The organism is Arthrobacter psychrolactophilus (genome assembly GCF_003219795.1).
In the GTDB taxonomy this organism is placed as follows: Bacteria; Actinomycetota; Actinomycetes; order Actinomycetales; family Micrococcaceae; genus Specibacter; species Specibacter psychrolactophilus.
In genome coordinates this window covers 337,358-358,348 of sequence record NZ_QJVC01000003.1, presented here as the reverse complement: position 1 = coordinate 358,348, position 20,991 = coordinate 337,358, and the positions used below count along the sequence as shown (strand labels likewise).

Sequence of the window (20,991 nt, the reverse complement as noted above, 5' to 3'; positions counted from 1 at the left end):
GGTCTGGCCCCAGGGAATGCCTCAGCTAGGGGCGGACACGAAGGCTGCCCTCAGGGACGCCAAGCCCAACTTCGACCGCGCTTGGGACGAGTGGAGCAAGAATGCTTCTAACGACGAGGGTGCAACTGGGTCGTACCGCGGCGCCCGGAACAAGTGGGTCGATGTCGTTCTGCGTGACGTTGCCCGGTGGGACGCCCACCTAGTTTGGGACGACGAAGAGCTCGGCGGCGTGCGGCCTCAAAAGGCATCCGTAAACTATGCGGCGGGCACAAGGGCGTCCGGCAAATTCGTTCGCGAAGGTGCTGCAGTCGCTTTGGTCATGGTTTTTGACCCTGTCGACTCGCTCCGCGATCCACTTAGTGACGCCTGGACTGCAAGTCCCATCGACCGGATGGACGCGCTTCTGCGCAAGTCCGAGCAAAAGGTTGGCGTGGTCACGGACGGGCGATGGTGGGCAATCGTGTGCGCCCAGGACGGAGTCATGACCGCCTCTGGAATTGTCGATGCACAAACGTGGATCGAAGAGTCCGACGTCCGAGATGCCTTCCTTGAGCTCATTTCGCCCCAGCGTTTGGCTGGTGGCAGTGAAGGCGACAGGCTGGCCGAGTTGTTTCGCGAGTCGATCACCGCGGCGGAGGACATCACTGTCGCCTTGGGCACACAGGTGCGCCGTGCAGTCGAGCTTTTGGTCACGGCCTTCTCCGAAGAAGCATTCGACGCGCGGGACACCGGTTGGCCTGACCCTCTGCCAGTTGATCGTGAGCTCGTTTACGAGGGAGCGGTCACAGCGATGATGCGTGTGGTGTTCCTGCTCTTTGCCGAGGAACGCTCCATGATGCCACAGTCGCCTCTGTTCACGGAGGCTTACGGCGTGAGTGGCCTGCTGGATGACTTGGACAAACGCATTCGCGATGAGGGAGCTGAAGCCCTTGACGCCACTCACTACACATGGCATCGGCTGCTCGCGACGTCCAAGGCACTGTATGGGGGAGTGACATCTGAGGAAATCCGTCTCCCCGCCTACGGCGGTTCACTCTTTGACCCGGAACGCTTTCCGTTCCTCACTAGTGTCGACGACCGTGGTGCCTTGGCTGTTGCCGTCAGTGATCGTGTGATGCTCGAAGTACTGCGTGCCCTGCAGTACGCCGTTATCGGCACGGGTAAATCGGCTGAGCGTCGCAGGGTGTCCTTTCGCGAGGTCGATGTCGAACAGATCGGCTATATCTACGAGGGTTTGCTGGGGTATACCGCGGAAGACGTCGATGAGATCGTAGTGGGGCTGGTTGGCAAGGAAGGCGAAGAGCCAGAGATGCCGCTACGAGTCCTCGAAGGGCTCGCCGATGCGAACCCCACTTCCGCGAATTTTGGTGCCGCGGTCATCGCGTGGGTCAAGAAAAACCAGCCGGCAGCCACGACGAAATCAGCCGCCGCGCTGTCGAAGCTGCTGGGACAAAGCGCTGAGGACGGCGAGCGTGCTTTGTTGTCAGTGACACGCGAAGAAGAGCTGCTGGCAAGGCTGCGCCCTTTCTTGGGCATTATCCGCCGTGACTTGCGTGAACGACCTGTTGTCATCCAGCCTGGCGGGCTCGCCGTCGTCGAGACTCCGTCACGTGCAACTTCCGGCGCTCACTACACGCCCAAGTCGCTCGCCCAAGAAGTCGTGCGCTACGCACTGGAGCCGCTCGTTTTTCAACCAGGACCACACCAGACCGCCGACGAGTCGCAGTGGAAGCTGCTGGACTCCAACGAGATCCTCGATCTCAAGGTCGCAGACATCGCTTGCGGGTCAGGAGCGTTCCTCGTAGCCGCAGCCGAGTATCTGGCCGAAATGGTACTCAAAGCTTGGCACGCGGAAGGGGTAACCGGTTCTCCTCATGAGCTAGAGACCAAGGCCAGGCGGCAGGTAGTCGCCCAATGTCTCTATGGGGCCGATATTAACGGCATGGCCGTGGAAATGTGCAAAATCTCCCTCTGGCTTGTTTCGCTCGATCCTAAGCTCCCTTTCTCCTTCGTCGACGACAAGGTACTTCACGGTAACTCCCTGCTTGGCATCACCGATCTTCGTCAACTCGAGGCTGCACATATCGATCCGTCCCGGGTGAAGACCCTCAATGGGGGCGTTCAGTATTCTACGAGCACACTCTTTGGCGAGGGCTCAGAAGCTCATGGCCTTCACTTAATTGACGTCAAAACGGTGGTCCAAAAAGCAGTCAGGCTACGGCAAGGCTTAGCCAACGTCGTCGATGAGAATGACCCGGCACGATCAACCAAAACCAAAAGAAGGATTTGGCATGAGTATCAGGAATTGGTCTGGCAGCTGAGCGATGTGGCGGACGGCATCATCGCTGCTGGTCTTATCGAGGGTGGAAAGCCGGGGAAGAAGCTCGACGAACAGTACGAAAACCTGAGGATCGCCGTGGACCTGGCGTTCGCGTCGAACGGGGCTGGTGACCGTACGATGCTCGACGGCATTATCGACCGCGGGCTTACGCCGACCGTCGAGACCGACTACGAACGGTGGAAGCCGCTGCACTGGGCGCTGGCCGTGCCTGATGTCATGGAACGGGGCGGGTTCGATGCGATCATCGGAAATCCACCGTTCTTAGGTGGACAGAAACTCACAGGAGCTATGGGCACGAACGTGAGGGACTGGTTCGTGCACGTGCTAGCCGAAGGCGCCCGCGGGTCGGCAGATTTCGTTGCATACTTCTTTCTTCGCGCCCTTTCTCTCTTGGCAAGCAGAGGCACACTGGGCCTGATTGCTACTAATACGATTGCACAGGGGGACACCCGGCAAGTCGGACTGGACCGGATGATCGAGTCAGGGTTCACGATTACGAGGGCTATTCAGTCACGACCGTGGCCAGCGCAGTCAGCCAATCTGGAGTACGCCGCAGTATGGGGAAGCATCGCGCCGATTGATCCATCTGTGGGGCGAGTGTCGGAGGGTAAGATTGTGTCCCGGCTGACCACAATGTTGGAACCAGGCGGGCGCGCGGCAGGTAGCCCTGTGCGGCTAGCTGAGAATAAGGACAGCGCGTTCCAAGGGTGCATTTTGCTGGGGCCTGGGTTTGTACTCGACCCGGTCGAAGCTGCCACGTGGATTGGCGCTGATGCGAAAAACGCGGAGGTTCTGTTTCCATATCTCGGCGGAAAGGATCTCAATGGACGCGCAGACGGGAGCGGTTCGCGTTGGGTAATCGACTTCACCGGGCGTTCTGAGGACGAAGCGGCCACGTTCAGTATTCCATTCAAGAGGGTTGTGGAACGAGTGAAACCTGAACGAATGGTCAAGCCGAAGGCTGTTCGCGATTTGCCGTGGTGGCGGTTCCTTCGGGTGCGAGGTGAAATGCGCCGTGCCATCGCGGAACTTCCTGCGGTCTTGGTAATCGCGCAAACGAGTCGAACACGGACGCCGATGTTACTTCCGAGCGACCAAGTTTTTGATCAGAAGGTCATAGTCATCGCCTCCGACTCCTATGCCGATCTCGCGGTGCTCTCGTCAGATGTCCACCAACTTTGGGCTCTCGTATATGGATCAACGATCCGAACCGATCCCGTCTATACGCCGTCGGACGTATTTGAGACCTTCCCACGCCCTGCTCCCACCGCCGGTCTCACCGCGATCGGCAAGGTCCTCGACGTCGAGCGTCGCGAAATCATGATCCGACGTGAACTTGGACTTACCAAGTTATACAACCTGATCAACGACCCGGGGATAGTTGACACCGCTGACGCCGACATTGCGCGCCTGCGTGAGATCCATGATGAACTAGATAATTCCGTCATGGCGGCCTACGAATGGGACGACGTCGCTCTCGATCATGGGTTCCACACATTCCGTCAGATGGAGCGCTGGACCGTTTGCCCGGCAGCCCGTGTGGAGATTCTTGACCGCCTGCTCGAAGAGAATCACCGTCGTGCTGCCAGCCAAGGTGGGGAAGCTTCGTTGGACAATTCAGTGAGGGCTGACGCCAAATGACAGTTGAGACCGGGGCCACCGGCCCGCAGCGTATGCCTTTCCCTGATTACGAGCTGACAAGCGAACCGGATGGTACCTCGTGGACCGATCGTGAAAACCTCACCGACATCCTGGAACGAGAGCTCCTTGGCCCCGCCCACGGGGACGACGAACTCTTGGACGCCGTGCCGGATGCTTTGTACCTCGTGGGCCGCATCGCTCCCGCAAAATTGATGGGCAAGGGCGGAGTGACACTCGCTGAAGATGCTGAGGGCGCTGCTGATGAGGATGTCGTGGCTGCGAGTGATTCTGATCTTGGACGCGGTGTTCCAGCGGTGCAAGAGAACGAGATGGCCGGTTCGGATGACGAAGGCGCTGAAGACGTACCTCTTCGCCGGGGGATGATGATTCCGGCCTCAATGGGGCTGCGCTTTCAGGTGGGTCTTGACGTAGAAAATGTCGTGATCCGTTCTGAATGGGGAACTTACCGATCGGAAGAAACCGACGAGGTCACGGTTTCGGGCCGGCCAAAGCGCAAGTTTCGTCGAACCCAGCATACCCACCCGGTGGTCGTACCAGTCGGTTCCTTGCAAGCGGGGGAGACTGCGGACTTCACCTTGGAGGATTCAATCCTCATCCGGGTGGACGTCATGGACTACGAGGGCAAGCGGATCGTTGAAGCCGCGCTCTGTAATGATCGTGAGACTCCCCGTCAGATCCCTGTAGATGCCTGGCTCTATCAAACTAAGCTCTACGTCGAGGCCGTTGCAAACGCGCCGCAGAAAGACATCTTTCTCCCGGTGGCGGACGCACTGGAGGAGCCGCATTTGGACAGCGAGCCGGAGCTTGCCCGACTCCAACTGCAGTACAGAGACAGGCTGGAGTTCGGCATCGGTCGAACCTGTTCGGTTGACTGGACCGTAGCCGAAGGAGCTCGACGAGCTATCCAGGTACGCACCACTTGGTTGCCCGTGTCCGAGACGCCGCAGACCAATGCCCGCGACATCGAGGGCGTTCTTCTGGACATGACCAAACTCGCCACTGAGAGTGTCGAGAACTTGGGGACTGGGCTGCGCCCAATTGTGGACGGCTATCAGGAGTGGTTGGAGGGGCAGAAGTCGCGTGCCGCAATGTTGCCCGACCACCTCCAGGACGTCGCAGCAGAAGCTATCCAGGACGCCGCGGTGGTGGCCAAACAACTTGAACGCGGCCTGGACTTCCTGCTCGGCGACGACGAAGCGCTGCGCTGTTTCCGATTCATGAACCAGGTCATGGCCGATCAACGCGTACAGACGCAGGTTGCCGAACTACGTGCAGCAAACCGGAAACTCAGCCTGAATGCTGCCCGTTCCCAGATTCTCGCTCTCGGCCCGCGTGCGCATTCTTGGCGTACGTTCCAGCTCGCGTTCGTGTTGATGCAGCTCGAAGCGTTGGCACGCCCGGAGCTCAAGCGTCGTTCCTCTCCAATGGCCAAAGCCGAGCTGTTGTTCTTCCCTACTGGTGGTGGCAAGACCGAGGCTTACCTCGGCCTCGCCGCATTCACATTTGGGATCCGGCGTCGGCAGGGAGTCATCGACGGTGTAGACGGGCGAATCGACGGCAACACAGGCGTTGCGGTTCTGATGCGTTACACGTTGCGCCTGCTGACCGCCCAGCAGTTCCAGCGCGCGACTGCACTGGTGTGCGCAGCTGAGGTTGCCAGGCGTGAGGACGAGGCGACCTGGGGGACCGAGCCGTTCCGCATTGGCCTTTGGGTCGGTACCGCAGTCTCGCCCAAGCGGTACGATGAGGCGGCTGAACAGCTTGCTGAAGCCAACGAGGGACGCAAATACGGTCTGACCGTCCTGCAGCTGCAGCGCTGTCCATGGTGCGGAACACCGATTGAGCCGAAGAACGTCAAGGGCGATGACTTACAGCGGAGAATTCGTGTCTATTGTGGCGACGACTTCGGCGACTGCCCCTTCTCCGAAGGTGCGCAGGGTAGCAGCGAGGGTCTTCCGGTCTTGACGGTCGACGAGGAAATCTATCGGCTGGCTCCGGCGTTTGTCATTGCGACGGTAGATAAGTTCGCCCGGTTGGCACGTGAAGGTGAGGCCGCGTCACTTTTCGGGTACGTGCGCAAGCGGTGTGAGCGGCACGGGTATGTCCATGACGACCAACATAAGTTCTGCAAGATCGATATCGGGGGAAAGCATCCCGCGAAAAATGGCGTGCCATCCGCTTCGGTAGGAGCGGTGGACAGGTTGCGGCCACCGGATCTGATTATCCAGGATGAGCTGCACCTGATCACGGGTGCCCTTGGCACAGCCGTCGGGGCATTCGAACTGGCGGTCGACGTCCTAACTACGTGGAAGGACGATGCAGGGAACTCAATCCGCCCGCTGGTGGTGGCCTCGACGGCGACGGTGCGCAACGCGGCCGAACAGATCAAAGCGTTATACGGGCGTCGCGTGACGATCTTCCCACCCCAAGTTTTGGACGTATCTGACACCTACTTCTCCACAGAGGTTCCGGTAACACCAAAAACACCCGGACGCCGTTACATCGGCATCAGCACCACGGGTGTCAGGCTGACTTCCGCTGAGATCGTGGTCGCCAGCACATTGCTGTCGGCCGGCCAAGTGCTCATGGATCAGGCCAGAGCGCCGGAAGCGGACGAGCCGGTTTCGGCGGATCCATATATGACCTTGGTGGGTTACTTTAACGCCACTAGGGAGTTGGCAGGTATGGCCCGCTACATCGCGGATGACGTACAGACCACGATCAAGAAGCGGAGGCCGGGAAAGAATTTCCCGCCACGGTACGGTACCCAGCCGACGGGCCTAAACGTCGCGGAGCTGACCTCGCGAGTTTCATCATCGGACATCACCGGAACTCTGGATCAGATGGGCGCCGCCTTTGACCCGCGCTGGGACTCCAATGAGGGTAAAAAGGTACGAGCTGTCGAGTCTCGGACCGCGCGCGAGGCTGGCAAACGCTACGCCTACCGCAAGCCTGATCCGTACGACGTCGTCCTTGCGACCTCGATGCTCCAGGTGGGCGTGGACGTTACCAGACTGGGGCTGATGTTGATGATCGGTCAGCCAAAGAACACTGCCGAATACATTCAGGCATCTTCTCGGGTGGGTCGTGACGCCTCCCGGCCAGGATTGGTAGTCACGTTGGGCAACTGGGCGCGACCCAGAGACCTGGCCCATTTCGAACAATTCCGCCACTACCATGAGACCTTTTACTCCCAGGTGGAGCCGCTGTCGGTCACGCCGTACTCCTACACCTCAATTGACAGATCCCTAGACGGCGTACTGGTCAGTGCTGCACGGGTATCGGATGCGACACGGGCCGATGGCCTTTCAACAGAGCGAAGTGCTTGGCGGATCGACGACGCCATGGGCCGTCTCGACCAGTTGATCCAGCAGATCGTGGATCGGGCCAAGATTGCTGGCGGTGAGGAAGCCGCCCATGTGGTTGAGGAACGTCTTAAGAATCGGCGTGACCAGTGGTCCAAACGTCGGGCCTTCGTTCAGAAGAAACACCATCAATTGGTGTATGAGAAAATTCCGGACGGCAAGGACGGTGAGTTCAGCGCTCTGCTGCTTTCTCCGGAGAACCAGCGTGCCGACTTCGGAATGGTGGACATCCCGCCGTTCACGGTGGCCAACTCGATGCGCGAGGTGCAGCCGGAGATCAATCTGCTCGTCACCCCTAAAAAGGAGAACCTCATGTCGTGGGAACTTCAAGAAGAACCGGAGTGGGTACCTGCTCCTCCTCTGGACGGAGAATCTGATGACTGAAATTCTTGAAACTGGCGGGATCCTTGACCCAGTTGGAGACTTGGAAGCTGGGGACTCTCAAACGGCGACCAAGAATCGAGCAAAGGTCGGCTCCGCGCGGCCGTCGTCCTTGTTGTACACCTATGGCCCCGGTGCCACGATGGACCTTCCATCCTTTACGATTATGCCCGCCGGCCTTGACGATTGGGAACGGGTATGGGCTCGTAGAGGCTCGGTGCCAACGGTTCATGCGCCGCGGCTGTTGGACGCCGTCAAGGTTCATCTTGGACCGCAGGTATCCGAGCTCCGGCCGTTCCCGTGGGCGCCGAAGCCGTCGTCAAATAGCAGAGAAGGCGACGACCTTGGCGTGCCCGCGCGCGTGTTCCCGCAGTGGCTGCGCTGCACACACTGTGACATGCTCGCCCCGCTCACCCGGTTCGCCTACCGCAACACCAACCCCTATCGACCTGACCAAGCCCGGTTCGAGCATGAGAAGTGTCCCGGCCGCAAAGGCCGTATCTCCAAAAGGCCAATGCCGGCTGTCCCGGCCCGATATTTGCTCGCTTGCCCCGACGGCCACCTTGACGAATTCCCCTACAATTGGTGGGTCCATGAGGGTGCCAAATGCGCGGTTGCGGAAGTCCCCCGTCTTGCGATGCATGACCGCTCCGTGGGGAAGGGGGCCTCGGCCACGATCGAGTGCGGGGCCTGCGGCCTAAAACGCCCAATGAACCAGGCCCAGGGTGAAGCCGGAGCCTCGAAACTCCCGCGGTGCCGTGGTCGGCACCCGCACCTCGGTCTCTTCGACAAGAACGGCTGCCCTAACGCGACTAAGCTCATGCTGCTTGGTGCCTCAAACCTCTGGTTCCCTGCCAGCCTCTCGATCGTTGTCATGCCGGAGGCCACTACCGAGACACAAGAGACAGTTGCGTCAGCGATATTGAATGTAGCCGGACCCAAACGTGTTGAAAAGTATGGCAATGATGTCGATAAGTGGCGTGAATATCTGGATGATGAAGATTCTGCACTTGCCGACCTTTCGGACGACGACCTAGCTGCCGCGATCGCCCATCTGATGGAGCCGCCACCGTCAGAGGAGGAATTGGCCGAGCAACGACGCAATTTCGATCCAATTTCACTTCTCGTTCCGGAATGGAACTTCTTGTTGCGGGATCCGCTTGGCAAGCTGCACAAGGCAGACGAAAAAAGTGGCCTGGTGTTGTCTCCACCCGTGGGAGGAGTTCATCCCGATCTAGCTTCTAAGCACGTAACCCGTGTCATGGCCATTGACAAGCTTCGTAAGGTCAATGCTGTCCTTGGTTTCACCCGCATCGATGAGATGGAACGGGCCAACGACATCGGCCAGCGCCTAGTCCATCTGAGCCGTAGCGGCCGCCCGAAATGGACGGTCGCCACAGAAGACCGAGGCGAGGGGATCTATCTGCAGCTTGATGAGAAGGCCGTCGCTGCCTGGGAAGCGAAGGTGGAGAGCCCGGATCTAGCCAGTTTGTGGTCGGCTCATACGGCCGCTCACAAAAGGAACTTTGACGCACGATTCTCTGACACGGCGAAAGACATTGACCATCTGAGCCGATTCCGCCCTGCCCGCTATTGGCTGGTGCATACCCTCGCCCACGTGCTCATCCGCGAGATGGCCATGTACGCCGGATACTCAGCGGCCTCGCTATCCGAGCGTATTTACGCTTGGAAGCCCGAGGCGGAACGACCTGCTGCTGCTGGCCTGCTGATCGTGACGACGGCGTCCGACTCCGACGGAACGCTCGGTGGGCTGGTCCAGTTGAGTGCCCGCGACAACCTTGAACGGGTAATGACGAGGGCGCTTGAACGGGCTCTCCGTTGCTCGTCTGACCCAGTGTGCGCGCATCGGACACCCAAGGATCCCGAAGAGTTTCTGCACGGTGCCGCATGCCACACGTGTGCCATGGCTTCCGAAACCTCGTGTGAGCGGGCTAACCGCTTCCTCGACCGCAGGTTTCTAGTAGACCTGCCCGGGTCGGTGGGACTTGGATTCTTCAGTTGAGGGATTTGAGGCCAAAGCGGAGGCGTTCCGGCAGCTCGGTGTCCTGCTCACAGGAACCGAAGCGGGACTTGTTGCCGAGGCTTTGGAAGATGGAGAAAGTCTGACTTCGGCGGTCGGAGCAATTGACGTTGCCAAGCGGTCGGAAATCTCCCGGATTCTAGGAACAGCTGGCCTGCGCTTCGACAGCGAGCTCGTTGCGGCGGTGCTCCGTGGTGTTGAGGGCGCCCGGTCCACGACACGGGCTGTGGATACGCTCTGGACGTCGCCCGGGCACGTCTTCGGGACAGGTGCATTGACGACGTCGTTGGTATCGATGGTCGAGGGCGCACGACAGTCGGTGGTCTGCTCGACCTTCAATTTCCAGAAGACCTCCGGCATGTGGACTGCGCTCCACGATGCTGCAAGGCGACCTGGAGTCTCGGTCAGAGCCTATATCGATGCCGAAGCTAGCACCGGTGGACGAGGTCCGAGCGCCGATCACGTGGCAGAGTGGCTCACTCCGGGAGTGGTGCTCCAAACGAAACCGTTTGGTGGAAAACCAGTCCGTAATCACGCGAAGTTTGTATCCATTGACCACCGCTTCCTCGTGGTCACAAGTGCAAACTTTAGCTGGATCGCCGAGTATGGCAACGTCGAGCTGGGAGTTGTCATCGACGACGGACATCTGGCCGAGCGCGTTGAAGGTGAGCTTCGCTCAGCCGAGCCGCACCTCTACGAACCCCTGAATGGGGCCAGCAACGGAAGAACAAGCGCGTAGCCCGAGGTGAGCTGGAATCTAGCCATACTCCTGGTCTGGAACTACGACGCCTGTTTGCGGGAAAGACTTTAGGATCTAGCCGATTCGAAAGCGGATTCTTGGATCTCCATCGACGGACCTGGCCAGACTGCCGTGATTGCTTCGGCCACGTGCATTGAGCGTTCCTTGATGTCGGATTCTGTCCAGATATTGTCATGGCCTTGAACGATTTCCTTGTTGAGCACAAGAAGGCTGAATGCATCTAGCAGTGTTCGTTTGCCCTTACCAGACTCGCCGCCGTCTGTAAGCCCTGTTGCTTCGCTGTCTGTCCAAGGCCGGTTGGATAGCGAACCATTCAGCGATTTGGTTATGAGTGTTAGATTGCCGATGGTGTTCACATACCGGTCACGTTGAGCTGCCTCCTCGGGTGTGAGTTTTGGTGTTGAATCCCAAAAAGTTCGCCAGCCTTGCGGCATTATGTGCTCGATCTCGAGCCTATTGGGAAGCTCGACCACTTCGTACCTTTGGCTTTGGTCGCGAAGTTGTTGTTCCACGGCGCCTAAGACAACCCGGAGACGCCACTGACGGATATTGCCATACAGCTTGAGATCCGGCAGCGTCGATAGCATCTCTTGATCGGAAGGCCAGTAGCGAGTCTCGGCAGTCTGCTCCGAGAGGAAGTTCCTAATTGCGGATCCAGCCTCGCGAGATTCAATGCCTCGAAGCGACTTCAGAGTGGCGACCATGAAGCGGTTTACATCCTTGGAAGTCTTCCGCAGGAGGGTTCGGCGAATAACCCAACTCTCGATAGCGTCGAGAGCGATCCGGAGCTGATCACGAGGGACTGAGTGATTCTCGGAGAGGAGCCAGAGAAAGACAGGAGTGGTGGCGGCCAGCTCCATCGTCTCGATTACGCGAGAGCGAAATCGTCCTTCCGGTGTCGACTCGTCTAGTTCACTGAGCCCTCGGTAGGTATCGGCGTCCTTCCGAAGCTCTGTCAACAATGCTTCCGCACCGTTCAGAGTCGTGAGCCGGGACCCTGCATAATCGGCGAAAACCCTGAACACCAACTCCGCTTTGACTTCGTCGTGTAGGCGCATCGTGAGCCAATATTGCAAGAAAATGTCCACGCGAGATCGACTTTGTCGACCCTGAGATATTTCGTCTCGCCACCACTCCGTATCGAAGTCTGCCCAATGCGTTCTTGACCACTTGTCCACGTCCGCGCCGACCTGTTCGCCCTTGCGAAAAACCCAGTTCTTGATGAGGTCCGCCTTCAGCAGCGGTGTGCCACGATCATTCAGAGTCTCGAAAATCAACTGTGAATCTTCATGGCCTGACAAGTCGATGGCGACGACGACAAGTCGGTGTTCAAGTGTTGAACACAATTCGTCGGCACGAAGCTCTTCAGTGCCGGGTGGGAAGATTCCATCGTCATCCGGCACTCCCGTCAGCCATCGTTCTGTTTCACGCCGAAAAAATTCGTGAGCCTCGATAACCCGATGCTCTCCGTCCCACGGTTCCCCTGGATCCATGGCATGGGCGAAGGCTGCACGGTCTGCTTGGGACGGCCAGAGCTTGAATCGTTCGACTTGTCCTTTGAAGGTTGAGGCCTTGTTTAGGATTAGTTCTTCAAGTTTCTCGGCTTCTGTCTCGTGTCCATGCTCGGAGATGACTTGGTGCGCGGCATCAAGCAGGAGCTGAAGGGTCGTCATTCGTTGTTGGCCGTCGATGACGTCGTGTCGTGTCACGTCTCCGGAAGAGGCCTTCTTTGACTCGTAAACGACTGCGCCTAGGAAGTGATTCGGAATTGGCGGCCTGTCGCTGTTCAGAAGATAACTCTCAGTGACTCGGACTACATCGCTCCACAAGGGTGCCCACTGGCTTTCTTCATCCCATACATAGGGACGTTGGAACGCGGGAATCTCATAGTGGCGGCGGCCCTCGAAAAGATCTCGCGGGCTTCGGGGATGAGCTTCCACTGGAGGCACCTTTCGAATTCATGGCTGTCTTTGTCACACGATATCGGTGAAAGCCGACATTGACATCATCGAGAATTTCTTCACGGTCGTCCATTTCGGGGCGCATGAAAATCATCGGCATATTAGACACCCTCGAGCCCGGTAGCATCATCGAGCAGACAGAGTCTGATGGCGCTGAGTCGGAATTGGGTTTGATGCCACGCGCCAGCAGTTGCTTTACGGCGTGCGATTGCACAGCGTCGGCGCGCAGCTGTACTGCCGCTACGGTCGAGCCAACATGGGACGCATCGAATAGACGGCATTTAATCGGCCCGCCAGTCTAAAGCGCGTCACTCCGTCGAGAGCACTGTCATTGCTTGTCGCGGGTCGGTGAAACCTGTCGTGGCTGAAAAGATGAGTAACCGATGACTTGGGCCGCTTTTGGCCCTAAACGGCTCGGTTTCGCAGAAGATAACCGCAGGTCGTCCGATTGGGGTGCCTTGGGCGGTGTCCCCAAAGTGGAACTTGAACCGACGACAAATATTCTTCGGGGCGCCCGTTGGGGTTACCCGCTTGTGCGGATTCCTGCCTAAGCCATGCCCATTCCTTCGATCCGTGGCCCTCGGCTCATAGGTGGCTGATATGCCGAGCTCTTGTCCATTGCCCAGGGTGCGAGAATACCAGCGGCGACCATTTGGTCGCTGAGTTGGGCGAGCTTGTAGTTGGGATCGGATTCAAGGGCGTGTTGGAAGCACTGGTGCGCGCGGGATCCTTTACCTTCCCACCATTGGATGATGCCAAGACTGGTAAGGACCGGCGCCGCATCGGGACCGTCAGCACGGGTATATAGATGAAGGAGAAGCTCCTGGGCGCGGTCAACTCGTTGCCATTCTGGAGGGCGCTTTGTTTGGCCCAGTAGCAAGTTGCCCATGCTGTCGTCCAGCCCAGGAATATCAGCTAGGAGCCGGTCGCGCACGGAGATGAACTTGAAGTCGGCCAGCAACTCAGCGGACTGCGCATCAGTGGGCAGCGCTACATCGTTGAGCAAGGTGCCCCACAAAGTCCGTGCTTTGGCAGTGGCAACAGGGGGAGTCATGGCCTCGATTCGAAGGCAGTTTTTGAACACCTCCTCGCTCAGATCTCGCCTCGCCAGAATGGGGATTCTAAATCCGGGGCCAGGCTCAATACTGGAACCCCGAAATACCAGTTCTGCGTTAAGCTCGCTCGCATTGATTTCATCGAGCGGTGTGCGGGCTAACGGATCGGGGATCAACTGGAAATAGCTGGTGTACGACGTTTCCCCGATAATCCAGCCGTCGCGCACCTTGATGTTGTGCTGCGAGAGTTCTCCAGCCAGGGTTTCCATTACATCCTCGTAGGGCCGGCCATCCATAGGTTCCCACGGGGCAGGTGTGAAGATGCCGAAGACGACGCCAGTTGCCTCACGGTCAGTGGTGATGAACTTGACCACATCCTGCACGTAACGGACGAGATCTGCTTCTGCTGGGGGAAGGCCGACCCTCAGGGTGGAACCAATACGCCGGTCATCCAAGATGACGCAGACTAGGCTTTCCTTCGGCCAATACCCCAAGGTATGCCCCATCAGGCTAATGAAATCGTCCGGGGTCTTGATGCTGAGCCGTTCCACAATTCCTCCGACCACGCGCGGATCATGAGCCGAAGCTCCTGTCACCAGTTCATGGGGAGGAGGAGGTAAAACGACGTATACTCGACCGGGTTCAACGGCCGATCAGCGCAGCTTCAATACGGCCGACCAACGCCAACGATTTGGGTCCGAGAGGGCGCTCTGGCCGCTTGAATTCACAGTCCCGTACCTCGATCACTCTGCGGTGCAGCCTCCTCACGGGCTGGACTCTCAGAAAGTCCAGAAGTGAAATCTCGCGGGGTTTGAGGACGACATCGTGGGTCCCCTTGGTTGCTTGCCTCCACGTCGCATGAATCTCCAACAAGAGCCGCCGGGCTTGTAAATCTCGCCGAAGAAGCTTGATTGGACCGCCCAATCGTGGGAGGACAACTCCTATCCCAATAAGCACGACGGCGGTTGTCTCCGCCACCCCACTGAACGTGTCCAAGAAGTCTATGAGACTGCTGCTGCGGTCGTGCTCGGCCACGACCACCCCAGAAACCAACCTGTCTGTGAGCATCAGACAGAATGCTGCGCTCCCAAGACCGATCAGGCGGAATCCCAGACGAAAAGTCACCGCGTGAAGGGAGGGGATCTGGTGTCGGCAGATGGATATGATGTTCACGCAGACCCAAAGGACGAACAGGGACCCGGTCCAGAGAAAAATCTGCATACCGAACTGGTCTCCGTAAGTGAACGGCAAGTTCTGGTCGGTGCGGTCCGTATGGCTTACGAGGAAGCCGGCGGTGACTGCTATCCCGGCTGCCGTCATTGCCGCGTTTCCCAGCGCAAGGCGGTGCCGCCGTCGTACATTATCGGCAAAGACGGCCAACAGAATGGCCGCACGGAACTGCCAAAACCCGGTCAACAGAAACAGCAGCAGAACGAGGCCGACGGTATTGTGCCCGCCCAGCACAGGGTCCGCCGCGTAGTAGACGGGGGCTATGTGAAGGGTGCAGGCCGCTGCCGCAAAGATTGTGGCGCGGAACAGGTGGGCGCGGCGGGGGTCAACGACGGCCGTGAGCCTGACGATGGTCATGACCCACAGCGTGAGCGCTGGCACAAGGAGCATCAGCCGAAGGCTTCCTGGAGTCCGCCGGGTTCGTCAGGGCTTTGGCGGCCGTTGCTACTGATGCGGTCGGCGAGGAGATCGGCCAGAATTTCGGCGGTTTGCTCTGCGTCGTCGGTGAAGCCCTTCCGAGCCAGGAGTTTCCGCGGCTCGGTGGGGAAGGATCTGCTGAATTCGCCGATAGTGATGCCCGCCGCAGTGTGCTCGTGTCCCAGAAGAAGGTGGCTGAATTCGTGGAGGATGCTGTGCTGTCGGTGCCATAAGGACAGTTGCGGCGCGTAGTAGATCAACTTCAAGTCGTCGTCGCAGTCGGCAGTCAGAGCGGACAGATCGTGCTGCTCGAGGTCCATTGCCGAGACGATGATGGTGATGCTTCGCAGCTCCTCGACGGCCTTCTGGATCGATTTCAAGGAGGCTTCGCCATCGAGAATTAGGGCCTTGTTGGCGCGGGCTGCGGCGCGGCGGGCGTCACGATAGCTCATGATTCGGCTGGCTTGCTGGGGTCATGATGTTTTCCGGGCCGATGTCATCGAGTCGGTAGCCGTTGGGGTAGAGGCTGGAGCCTTCCTCGCCGGGGACAAAATGTGGCTTGGTGTTGAGCGGGCGGCGGCGGTGGATTGTGTTGCGTGCTTCCAACACTGCGTTGAGGGTCGCTTTGCTCAGCTGTGTGGCGAGGGGTAGGCCGAGGGCATCCGTGAGGCGATCGTCGTCGAACATTGCCGTGAGCATGGTCTTGGCAAGTGGCCGGGCGGGCACAGGCAGTCTAGATTTGAGGATTTGGACGGTGCTGGCCATCAGCTCGGCGCCACCGGGGGAGTGAGCGACGTTCTTGCGCTCGTACTCGTCGAAGAACTTTCCCGCGTCTTCAAATGTTCCCGGGATGCCGGCGATGTTCATGCGGGCGCCGAGTTCTCGGTAGAAACGTGTCGCTGCCGATTCCTCCGTAGGCGTTGGGGCTCGCCAACCGTGTGCCCGAGCCCAGCGGATGGGGACGACAAGAAGTGTGAGGAGGACATAGAGGAAATCGTCGTTGGTGCCGGGGACGTGGCGGTGGACGTGGTTGAGCAGGCGGATCATGTGGCGGCCGCGGTCGCTGTCCAGCCCGTTGCAGACAAGCTCATAGGTCACGATGGCCGTGTCGTATGAACGCTTAACGGGGCGTTGGGTGATTTCGCCGTTGCGTTGCAATGTTGCTGCGATGCTGGGGATGGCGAAGTTGCGGTAGTAAGCGAGGAAAAAGCCAAGTTCGACGTCAGCGGCGAGGTCAAAGAGGACCATCTGGCGGTAGGTCGCTTCCCAATTTTCGGGGGCCGCTTCTGTTTGGCGGCGGGCGGACGAAACAAGGCTGGGGTGTATTCGCATCACGAGTCCTCCCATCACTGCGCGGCGGATTAAGACAGCGCGGCCGACAGTACCTGAATGGCTTATAGGTTCCATCGTAGAACGGTTCTTGGCATGCAGCCAGATGTACATGTCTATATCTGGGATTCGTCAATGCTCAAGGCGTAGATTGCACTGGTACCGCTTTGGCATATTTTGCAGGATCCATCGATGTGGCATGACGGAATAGTGAGCGCTTCGAGGACGATTTACGAGTCAATCCAGAGTTCCCAGAAACCTTGGATTCCACACCTGCAGTCCATACTGCGAGCTGGGATGACGAGGTTGGAGCGGCCTATTCTGTTAGCATATTTACAGCGAATTAATTGGAAATTTCATAACCATGGTAAAAATTGGGGAGTTGAAGGAAATGTATTTATCGCAAATTCAAATACAGAATTTTCGTCAGTTTGGGGCGTCAGGTCTCCTGGTTGAATTCCAGCCAGGAGTCGTTGCGCTAGCTGGTCCGAACGACAGCGGAAAGACAGCCATCGTCGATGCTATCCGCTATGTCCTGACGACTAAAGACCAAGAATATATTTCCATCCAACCGGAGGACTTTCATGTGTCAAGAGGTGGTGGAGTGTCCAAAGACATCACCTTGACTTGCCGGTTTTCCGGACTTTCGACAGTCGATCGATCTACTTTTCTGGAGTATTTGACTCCGGCTGAGGATGGGGAGCTGGTTTTCTATCTTCAGTGGAAATGCGTGAAGAAAACTTCGTCGTCATCTCGACGCTGGAACGAAATAACTCTGAAGTCAGGACGTGAAGGTCAAGGGCCAGCCATTGACTCGGCGACAAAACAACTCTTGGCCTGCGCCTATCTACGTCCCCTCCGTGATGCCGAACGTGAAATGTCCTCTGGCAGAAATTCTCGACTATCGCAAGTCTTGAACAAATTTCCTGACATATCAAGCGGAGCGACCCTCAACGCAGACAATTTACCGGGCGACATCGAAGCCGTAGAGTCGCTGAGTTTGGCTGGTCTCTCAGGTTATATCCGGCATTTAGTAAACCGCCACGACGGAGTCAAAGCGGCCACGACCAGTATCAATAATGACTACCTTTCAAAGTTGAGTCTTGTAGGCGACGGCCTGACGGCAGAAATCAACTTCGTAAGCGGGCCGGATGATATTACGCGACTAAAGCAAATACTAGAACGACTGGAGCTGAATCTCTTAGACGGTGCTTCACAATCCAGCTATGGGCGGTATGGCTTGGGGTCAAACAACTTGCTCTACATGGCCTGCGAACTCCTTCTCATCGCTAAAGAACGCGAGGGGCTACCGCTGCTACTCATTGAGGAACCAGAAGCCCACCTTCACCCGCAGCGTCAACTGCAACTGATGAGCTTTCTGGAAAGCCGGGTAACCGGCCAAGACGAACAACCGCCCGTTCAGGTAATCATTTCGACCCACAGCCCTGTTCTCGCTTCGAAGGTCAAAGTCGAAAACGTCGTGCTAGTCAATGATGGCCAAGCTTTTTCCCTTGCTCAAGATCGAACCATGTTGTCCAAATCAGATTATGGATTCCTAGCACGATTCCTAGACGCGACAAAGTCTAACCTTTTCTTCGCACAAGGAGTTCTCGTTGTCGAAGGTGATGCCGAGAAATTGCTATTGCCGACAATCGCGCGACTCATTGGGCGTGACCTGACAGAGTTTGGCGTATCTATCGTAAACGTTGGATCTACAGGACTGCGCCGATACACACGAATTTTTCAGCGGAAACTCAACGTCGTTCCTGAAGGTGCTCCCGAGCAAACTGCAATCAGAATTCCAATTGCATCAATAGGTGATCGAGATATCATGCCGAATAGGGCTCCGGAAATCCTAAATTATGTGAAGGATCTCAACGACGAAAAATGGAGCAGCAGCAGAAGGAAGTGGCGCATCGAAGACGACCAGAATTTCCTCAGTGACCCAAGTCGACCAAATAAGGGAGAATACGAAATGGGTCGTATTTCAATCATTGAAAAATTAACCGCCGATGACGGACAGCATGTTCGAACCTTCTACGCTGATCATTGGACGTTTGAATACGACCTGGCACGCGCCGGGTTGGCGAAGCAGGTATTTGTAGCTGCAAAACTCGCACAGGCGGATGACGGAATTCACGAAGCGTTAGATTCAGCCGTCGAGCTCGTCCGAGTGAAGGCAGCTTCCATTGCAGCATTTGAGCTACTGCAAGCAAAACACCCCGATAAAGAAATACTATCAATATATGTTTATCGCGAGTTCGTAGTTGGGAAAGCATCGAAGGCGATCGCAGCTCAGTACATGGCTCAACTTCTCGAGGATGAATTCACCGACCAATCGGAAAAGTTGAACGAGGTTCTGCCAGATTATTTGAAGGCCGCGCTGACGTATGTAACGACCGCTCATAATGGCTGAACGTTCGGAGTGGAACTCAGATGTGCTGGATTCGCCGACATTTAGTGCGGATGAAATTGGCCGCGTCGTTGCATCCATGAGAATCAAGAATCTTGACATTGAACGTTACCGATTTGTATCGGATCTTGCGTCGTTTGATGTATGCGCGTGCCCTGGTAGCGGTAAGACTACGTTGGTAGTCGCTAAGGTACTTCTTCTATCTCGCAAGTGGGTATCAAGAACTCGAGGGATGCTTCTTCTTTCTCATACAAATGTGGCCAAGGACGAAATTTCAAGACGCTTCCTGGCTCTCGGGGAGGAACTTTCATCCAACGGACGGCCACACTACGTCGGAACTATTCATTCGTTCGTCAACAAATTTCTGACAATTCCATACCTTTTGTCGATTGGGATCGAGCAAAAGGCAGTTGATGACGCTATCGCCATCAGAGTAAGAAATCAGCTATTGGGTGGGAAGCTATACGGTCTGCGGGGTTTTCTAGAGCGAAAGCATTCGTCTCTAGAAGCGATCAAAATCACCGAATCTGATTTGGATAAACCTTTTGGTGTGAACCTTCTTGGTGTTGCATCTCTGGGGACTGATTCTTACTCCTCGGCGGCGGCAGCCGTTCGAGGTTCCGTCGAACTTGGGTACCTCCGACATGACGAAATATTCGTCTTTGCCAACAGATATCTTGAGCTATACCCAGAGATCGCTCCTGCGCTTAGGCATCGCTTTCCATACATCAGCATTGATGAGATGCAGGACACTACATCAGAGCAAGCGAAGCTACTGAATCAGATATTTCCCTACGATCATGAGGACATATGTGTCCAGCGAATCGGTGATCCGAACCAAGCCATCTTTGGAACAGACCACGAGAACGGGTATCCGCAATCCAATCACTTTTCGATCGCCGATAGTTTTCGCTTTGATGCTTCGATCGCTAGTCTGGCTTCACCGTTGGCCGTATACCCGGTTGAACCTTCTGGACTTCGGGGGACAAGTCTAGGGCACAGCACATCGACTACGCGGCACGCCTTCATTGTTTTTCACCCTGAAAGAATCGACAGGGTACTTCCATGCTTCGCTCAAATTGTGGCGGACTCGGTTCCTGAGAATGTCTTGTTAAGTAAAAAGATCTCTGCTCTAGGCGCCAGACACTTCTTGCCGGACAATGAAGTGGAGAATCCCGACCATTTTCCAAAAATAGTGAAACACTACCTACCCTCGTACACACCAGGGTCATCTGTCACGAAGAAATCACACCAAACTTTCATCGAGTACGTGGTTCACGCACGAGCGCGCGTTGCAGAGTCCGGTCAGCTATCTGAAGGCCTGGAGCATATAGCCGGTGGCCTCCTGAGCGCGATCAACAGTGGCCTCACATATGGTGACCGAATCGCTATCAAGCAAAGAAAATACAGACAGTTTCTAGATCTATTGGCAGCAGGAAACAGTGAGCTATTCGATTTTCAGGCGGAACTTTGCGCGATCCTGAGCGCTGATACACAGCCAACTTTTGCCGAACTTGAAGCCCTAAGTCAACTGGCACTGACACTGCTGACTCTAACCATCAGCGAGCTCGGTTCGACACCTAACTTGGCGGTCTTCTTCGAACCAGTAGGGACCGAATTGCTGACGACTCGTCCAGAGATGGCATCCAATAGGCCCACAAATACCTTCGTGTATAGGCGTGAAGATTTAACGGATATTTGTGTGGAAGTTAGCTCGATCCATGCAGCTAAAGGCGAGACCCACGGAGCGACGCTCATACTTGATACATTCAATAGGGCGCGATTCGTAGGAAAGCTGCTTCCATGGCTATCTGGGAAGAAATCTAATACCACTGCCAGTACTCTAATCGGCGATAAGAAGCGACTACACGAATGCTACGTTGCGATGACACGCCCCTCTGACCTACTTGCTGTAGCGGCGGTGGAGAAATCGCTGGGTAAGACCACGAATGAGATTGAGAAGTCAATCCAAGCTCTTGAAGCTCACGGATGGGAAGTTTTCCGGATCACCGCGTAATTCATTGACTTTGATTCTA

Annotated in this window: 11 protein-coding genes; 6 read left to right on the top strand and 5 right to left on the bottom strand. The window is 56.8% G+C overall.

All coding sequences use genetic code 11. The features are described 5' to 3' along the window. Nucleotides 1–481 precede the first annotated feature (481 nt). Genes CVS30_RS05975 through drmC form a run of 4 tightly spaced genes read left to right on the top strand, consistent with a single transcriptional unit; the run spans nt 482 to nt 10,529 of the window. Nucleotides 482–3,982, top strand: coding sequence for an Eco57I restriction-modification methylase domain-containing protein (locus CVS30_RS05975; protein ID WP_245934461.1), 3,501 nt, complete (start codon nt 482–484; stop codon nt 3,980–3,982). Further along, nucleotides 3,979–7,752 carry a DISARM system helicase DrmA gene (gene drmA, locus CVS30_RS05970; protein WP_110484395.1) on the top strand — a complete coding sequence of 1,258 codons (3,774 nt, stop codon included), beginning with the start codon at nt 3,979–3,981 and terminating at the stop codon, nt 7,750–7,752. Before CVS30_RS05975 ends, drmA begins: the two co-directional genes overlap by 4 nt. Next, nucleotides 7,745–9,772: an MrfA Zn-binding domain-containing protein gene (gene drmB, locus CVS30_RS05965; protein WP_110484394.1), complete on the top strand. Its 2,028-nt coding sequence runs from the start codon at nt 7,745–7,747 to the stop codon at nt 9,770–9,772. The genes drmA and drmB overlap by 8 nt, the downstream gene beginning before the upstream one ends. Further along, on the top strand, nt 9,756–10,529 hold the full coding sequence (gene drmC / locus CVS30_RS05960; protein ID WP_110484393.1) for a DISARM system phospholipase D-like protein DrmC: 774 nt from the start codon (nt 9,756–9,758) through the stop codon (nt 10,527–10,529). The genes drmB and drmC overlap by 17 nt, the downstream gene beginning before the upstream one ends. Before the next feature lie 68 nt (nt 10,530–10,597). Here the strand turns inward: drmC and CVS30_RS05955 are convergent, their stop codons facing one another. From CVS30_RS05955 to CVS30_RS05935, 5 genes are all read right to left on the bottom strand, one after another. Further along, on the bottom strand, nt 10,598–12,490 hold the full coding sequence (locus CVS30_RS05955) for a DUF262 domain-containing protein (RefSeq protein ID WP_181419701.1): 1,893 nt from the start codon (nt 12,488–12,490) through the stop codon (nt 10,598–10,600). A gap of 568 nt (nt 12,491–13,058) precedes the next feature. After that, entirely contained in the window at nt 13,059–14,132 is a 1,074-nt protein-coding gene (locus CVS30_RS05950) for a DUF4192 domain-containing protein (RefSeq protein WP_146233349.1), read from the bottom strand. 76 nt (nt 14,133–14,208) lie between these two features. After that, the gene (locus tag CVS30_RS05945; RefSeq protein ID WP_181419699.1) at nt 14,209–15,153 is read right to left on the bottom strand and encodes a hypothetical protein; all 945 of its coding nucleotides are present in this window, start codon (nt 15,151–15,153) and stop codon (nt 14,209–14,211) included. A 32-nt stretch (nt 15,154–15,185) separates the two neighbouring features. Continuing rightward, nucleotides 15,186–15,665, bottom strand: coding sequence for an ImmA/IrrE family metallo-endopeptidase (locus tag CVS30_RS05940; RefSeq protein ID WP_110484389.1), 480 nt, complete (start codon nt 15,663–15,665; stop codon nt 15,186–15,188). Continuing rightward, the gene (locus CVS30_RS05935) at nt 15,652–16,545 is read right to left on the bottom strand and encodes an oxygenase MpaB family protein (protein WP_110484388.1); all 894 of its coding nucleotides are present in this window, start codon (nt 16,543–16,545) and stop codon (nt 15,652–15,654) included. Before CVS30_RS05935 ends, CVS30_RS05940 begins: the two co-directional genes overlap by 14 nt. 388 nt (nt 16,546–16,933) lie before the next feature. Here CVS30_RS05935 and CVS30_RS05930 point away from each other — a divergent pair, with 388 nt between their 5' ends. Both CVS30_RS05930 and CVS30_RS05925 read left to right on the top strand, forming a co-directional pair. Further along, on the top strand, nt 16,934–18,958 hold the full coding sequence (locus tag CVS30_RS05930) for an ATP-dependent nuclease (protein WP_110484466.1): 2,025 nt from the start codon (nt 16,934–16,936) through the stop codon (nt 18,956–18,958). Next, nucleotides 18,951–20,972, top strand: a complete 2,022-nt coding sequence (locus tag CVS30_RS05925; protein ID WP_110484387.1) for a UvrD-helicase domain-containing protein — start codon at nt 18,951–18,953, stop codon at nt 20,970–20,972. Before CVS30_RS05930 ends, CVS30_RS05925 begins: the two co-directional genes overlap by 8 nt. The last annotated feature ends 19 nt before the right edge of the window (nt 20,973–20,991 follow it).

Excerpts from the sequence above, each read along its gene's own strand:
- CVS30_RS05975 (WP_245934461.1), top strand. The coding sequence starts at position 482 with ATGACCGCCTCTGGAATTGTCGATGCACAAACGTGGATCGAAGAGTCC.
- drmA (WP_110484395.1), top strand. The coding sequence starts at position 3,979 with ATGACAGTTGAGACCGGGGCCACCGGCCCGCAGCGTATGCCTTTCCCT.
- drmB (WP_110484394.1), top strand. The coding sequence starts at position 7,745 with ATGACTGAAATTCTTGAAACTGGCGGGATCCTTGACCCAGTTGGAGAC.
- CVS30_RS05945 (WP_181419699.1), bottom strand. The coding sequence starts at position 15,153 with ATGACCATCGTCAGGCTCACGGCCGTCGTTGACCCCCGCCGCGCCCAC.
- CVS30_RS05940 (WP_110484389.1), bottom strand. The coding sequence starts at position 15,665 with ATGAGCTATCGTGACGCCCGCCGCGCCGCAGCCCGCGCCAACAAGGCC.
- CVS30_RS05935 (WP_110484388.1), bottom strand. The coding sequence starts at position 16,545 with ATGCGAATACACCCCAGCCTTGTTTCGTCCGCCCGCCGCCAAACAGAA.
- CVS30_RS05930 (WP_110484466.1), top strand. The coding sequence starts at position 16,934 with ATGTATTTATCGCAAATTCAAATACAGAATTTTCGTCAGTTTGGGGCG.
- CVS30_RS05925 (WP_110484387.1), top strand. The coding sequence starts at position 18,951 with ATGGCTGAACGTTCGGAGTGGAACTCAGATGTGCTGGATTCGCCGACA.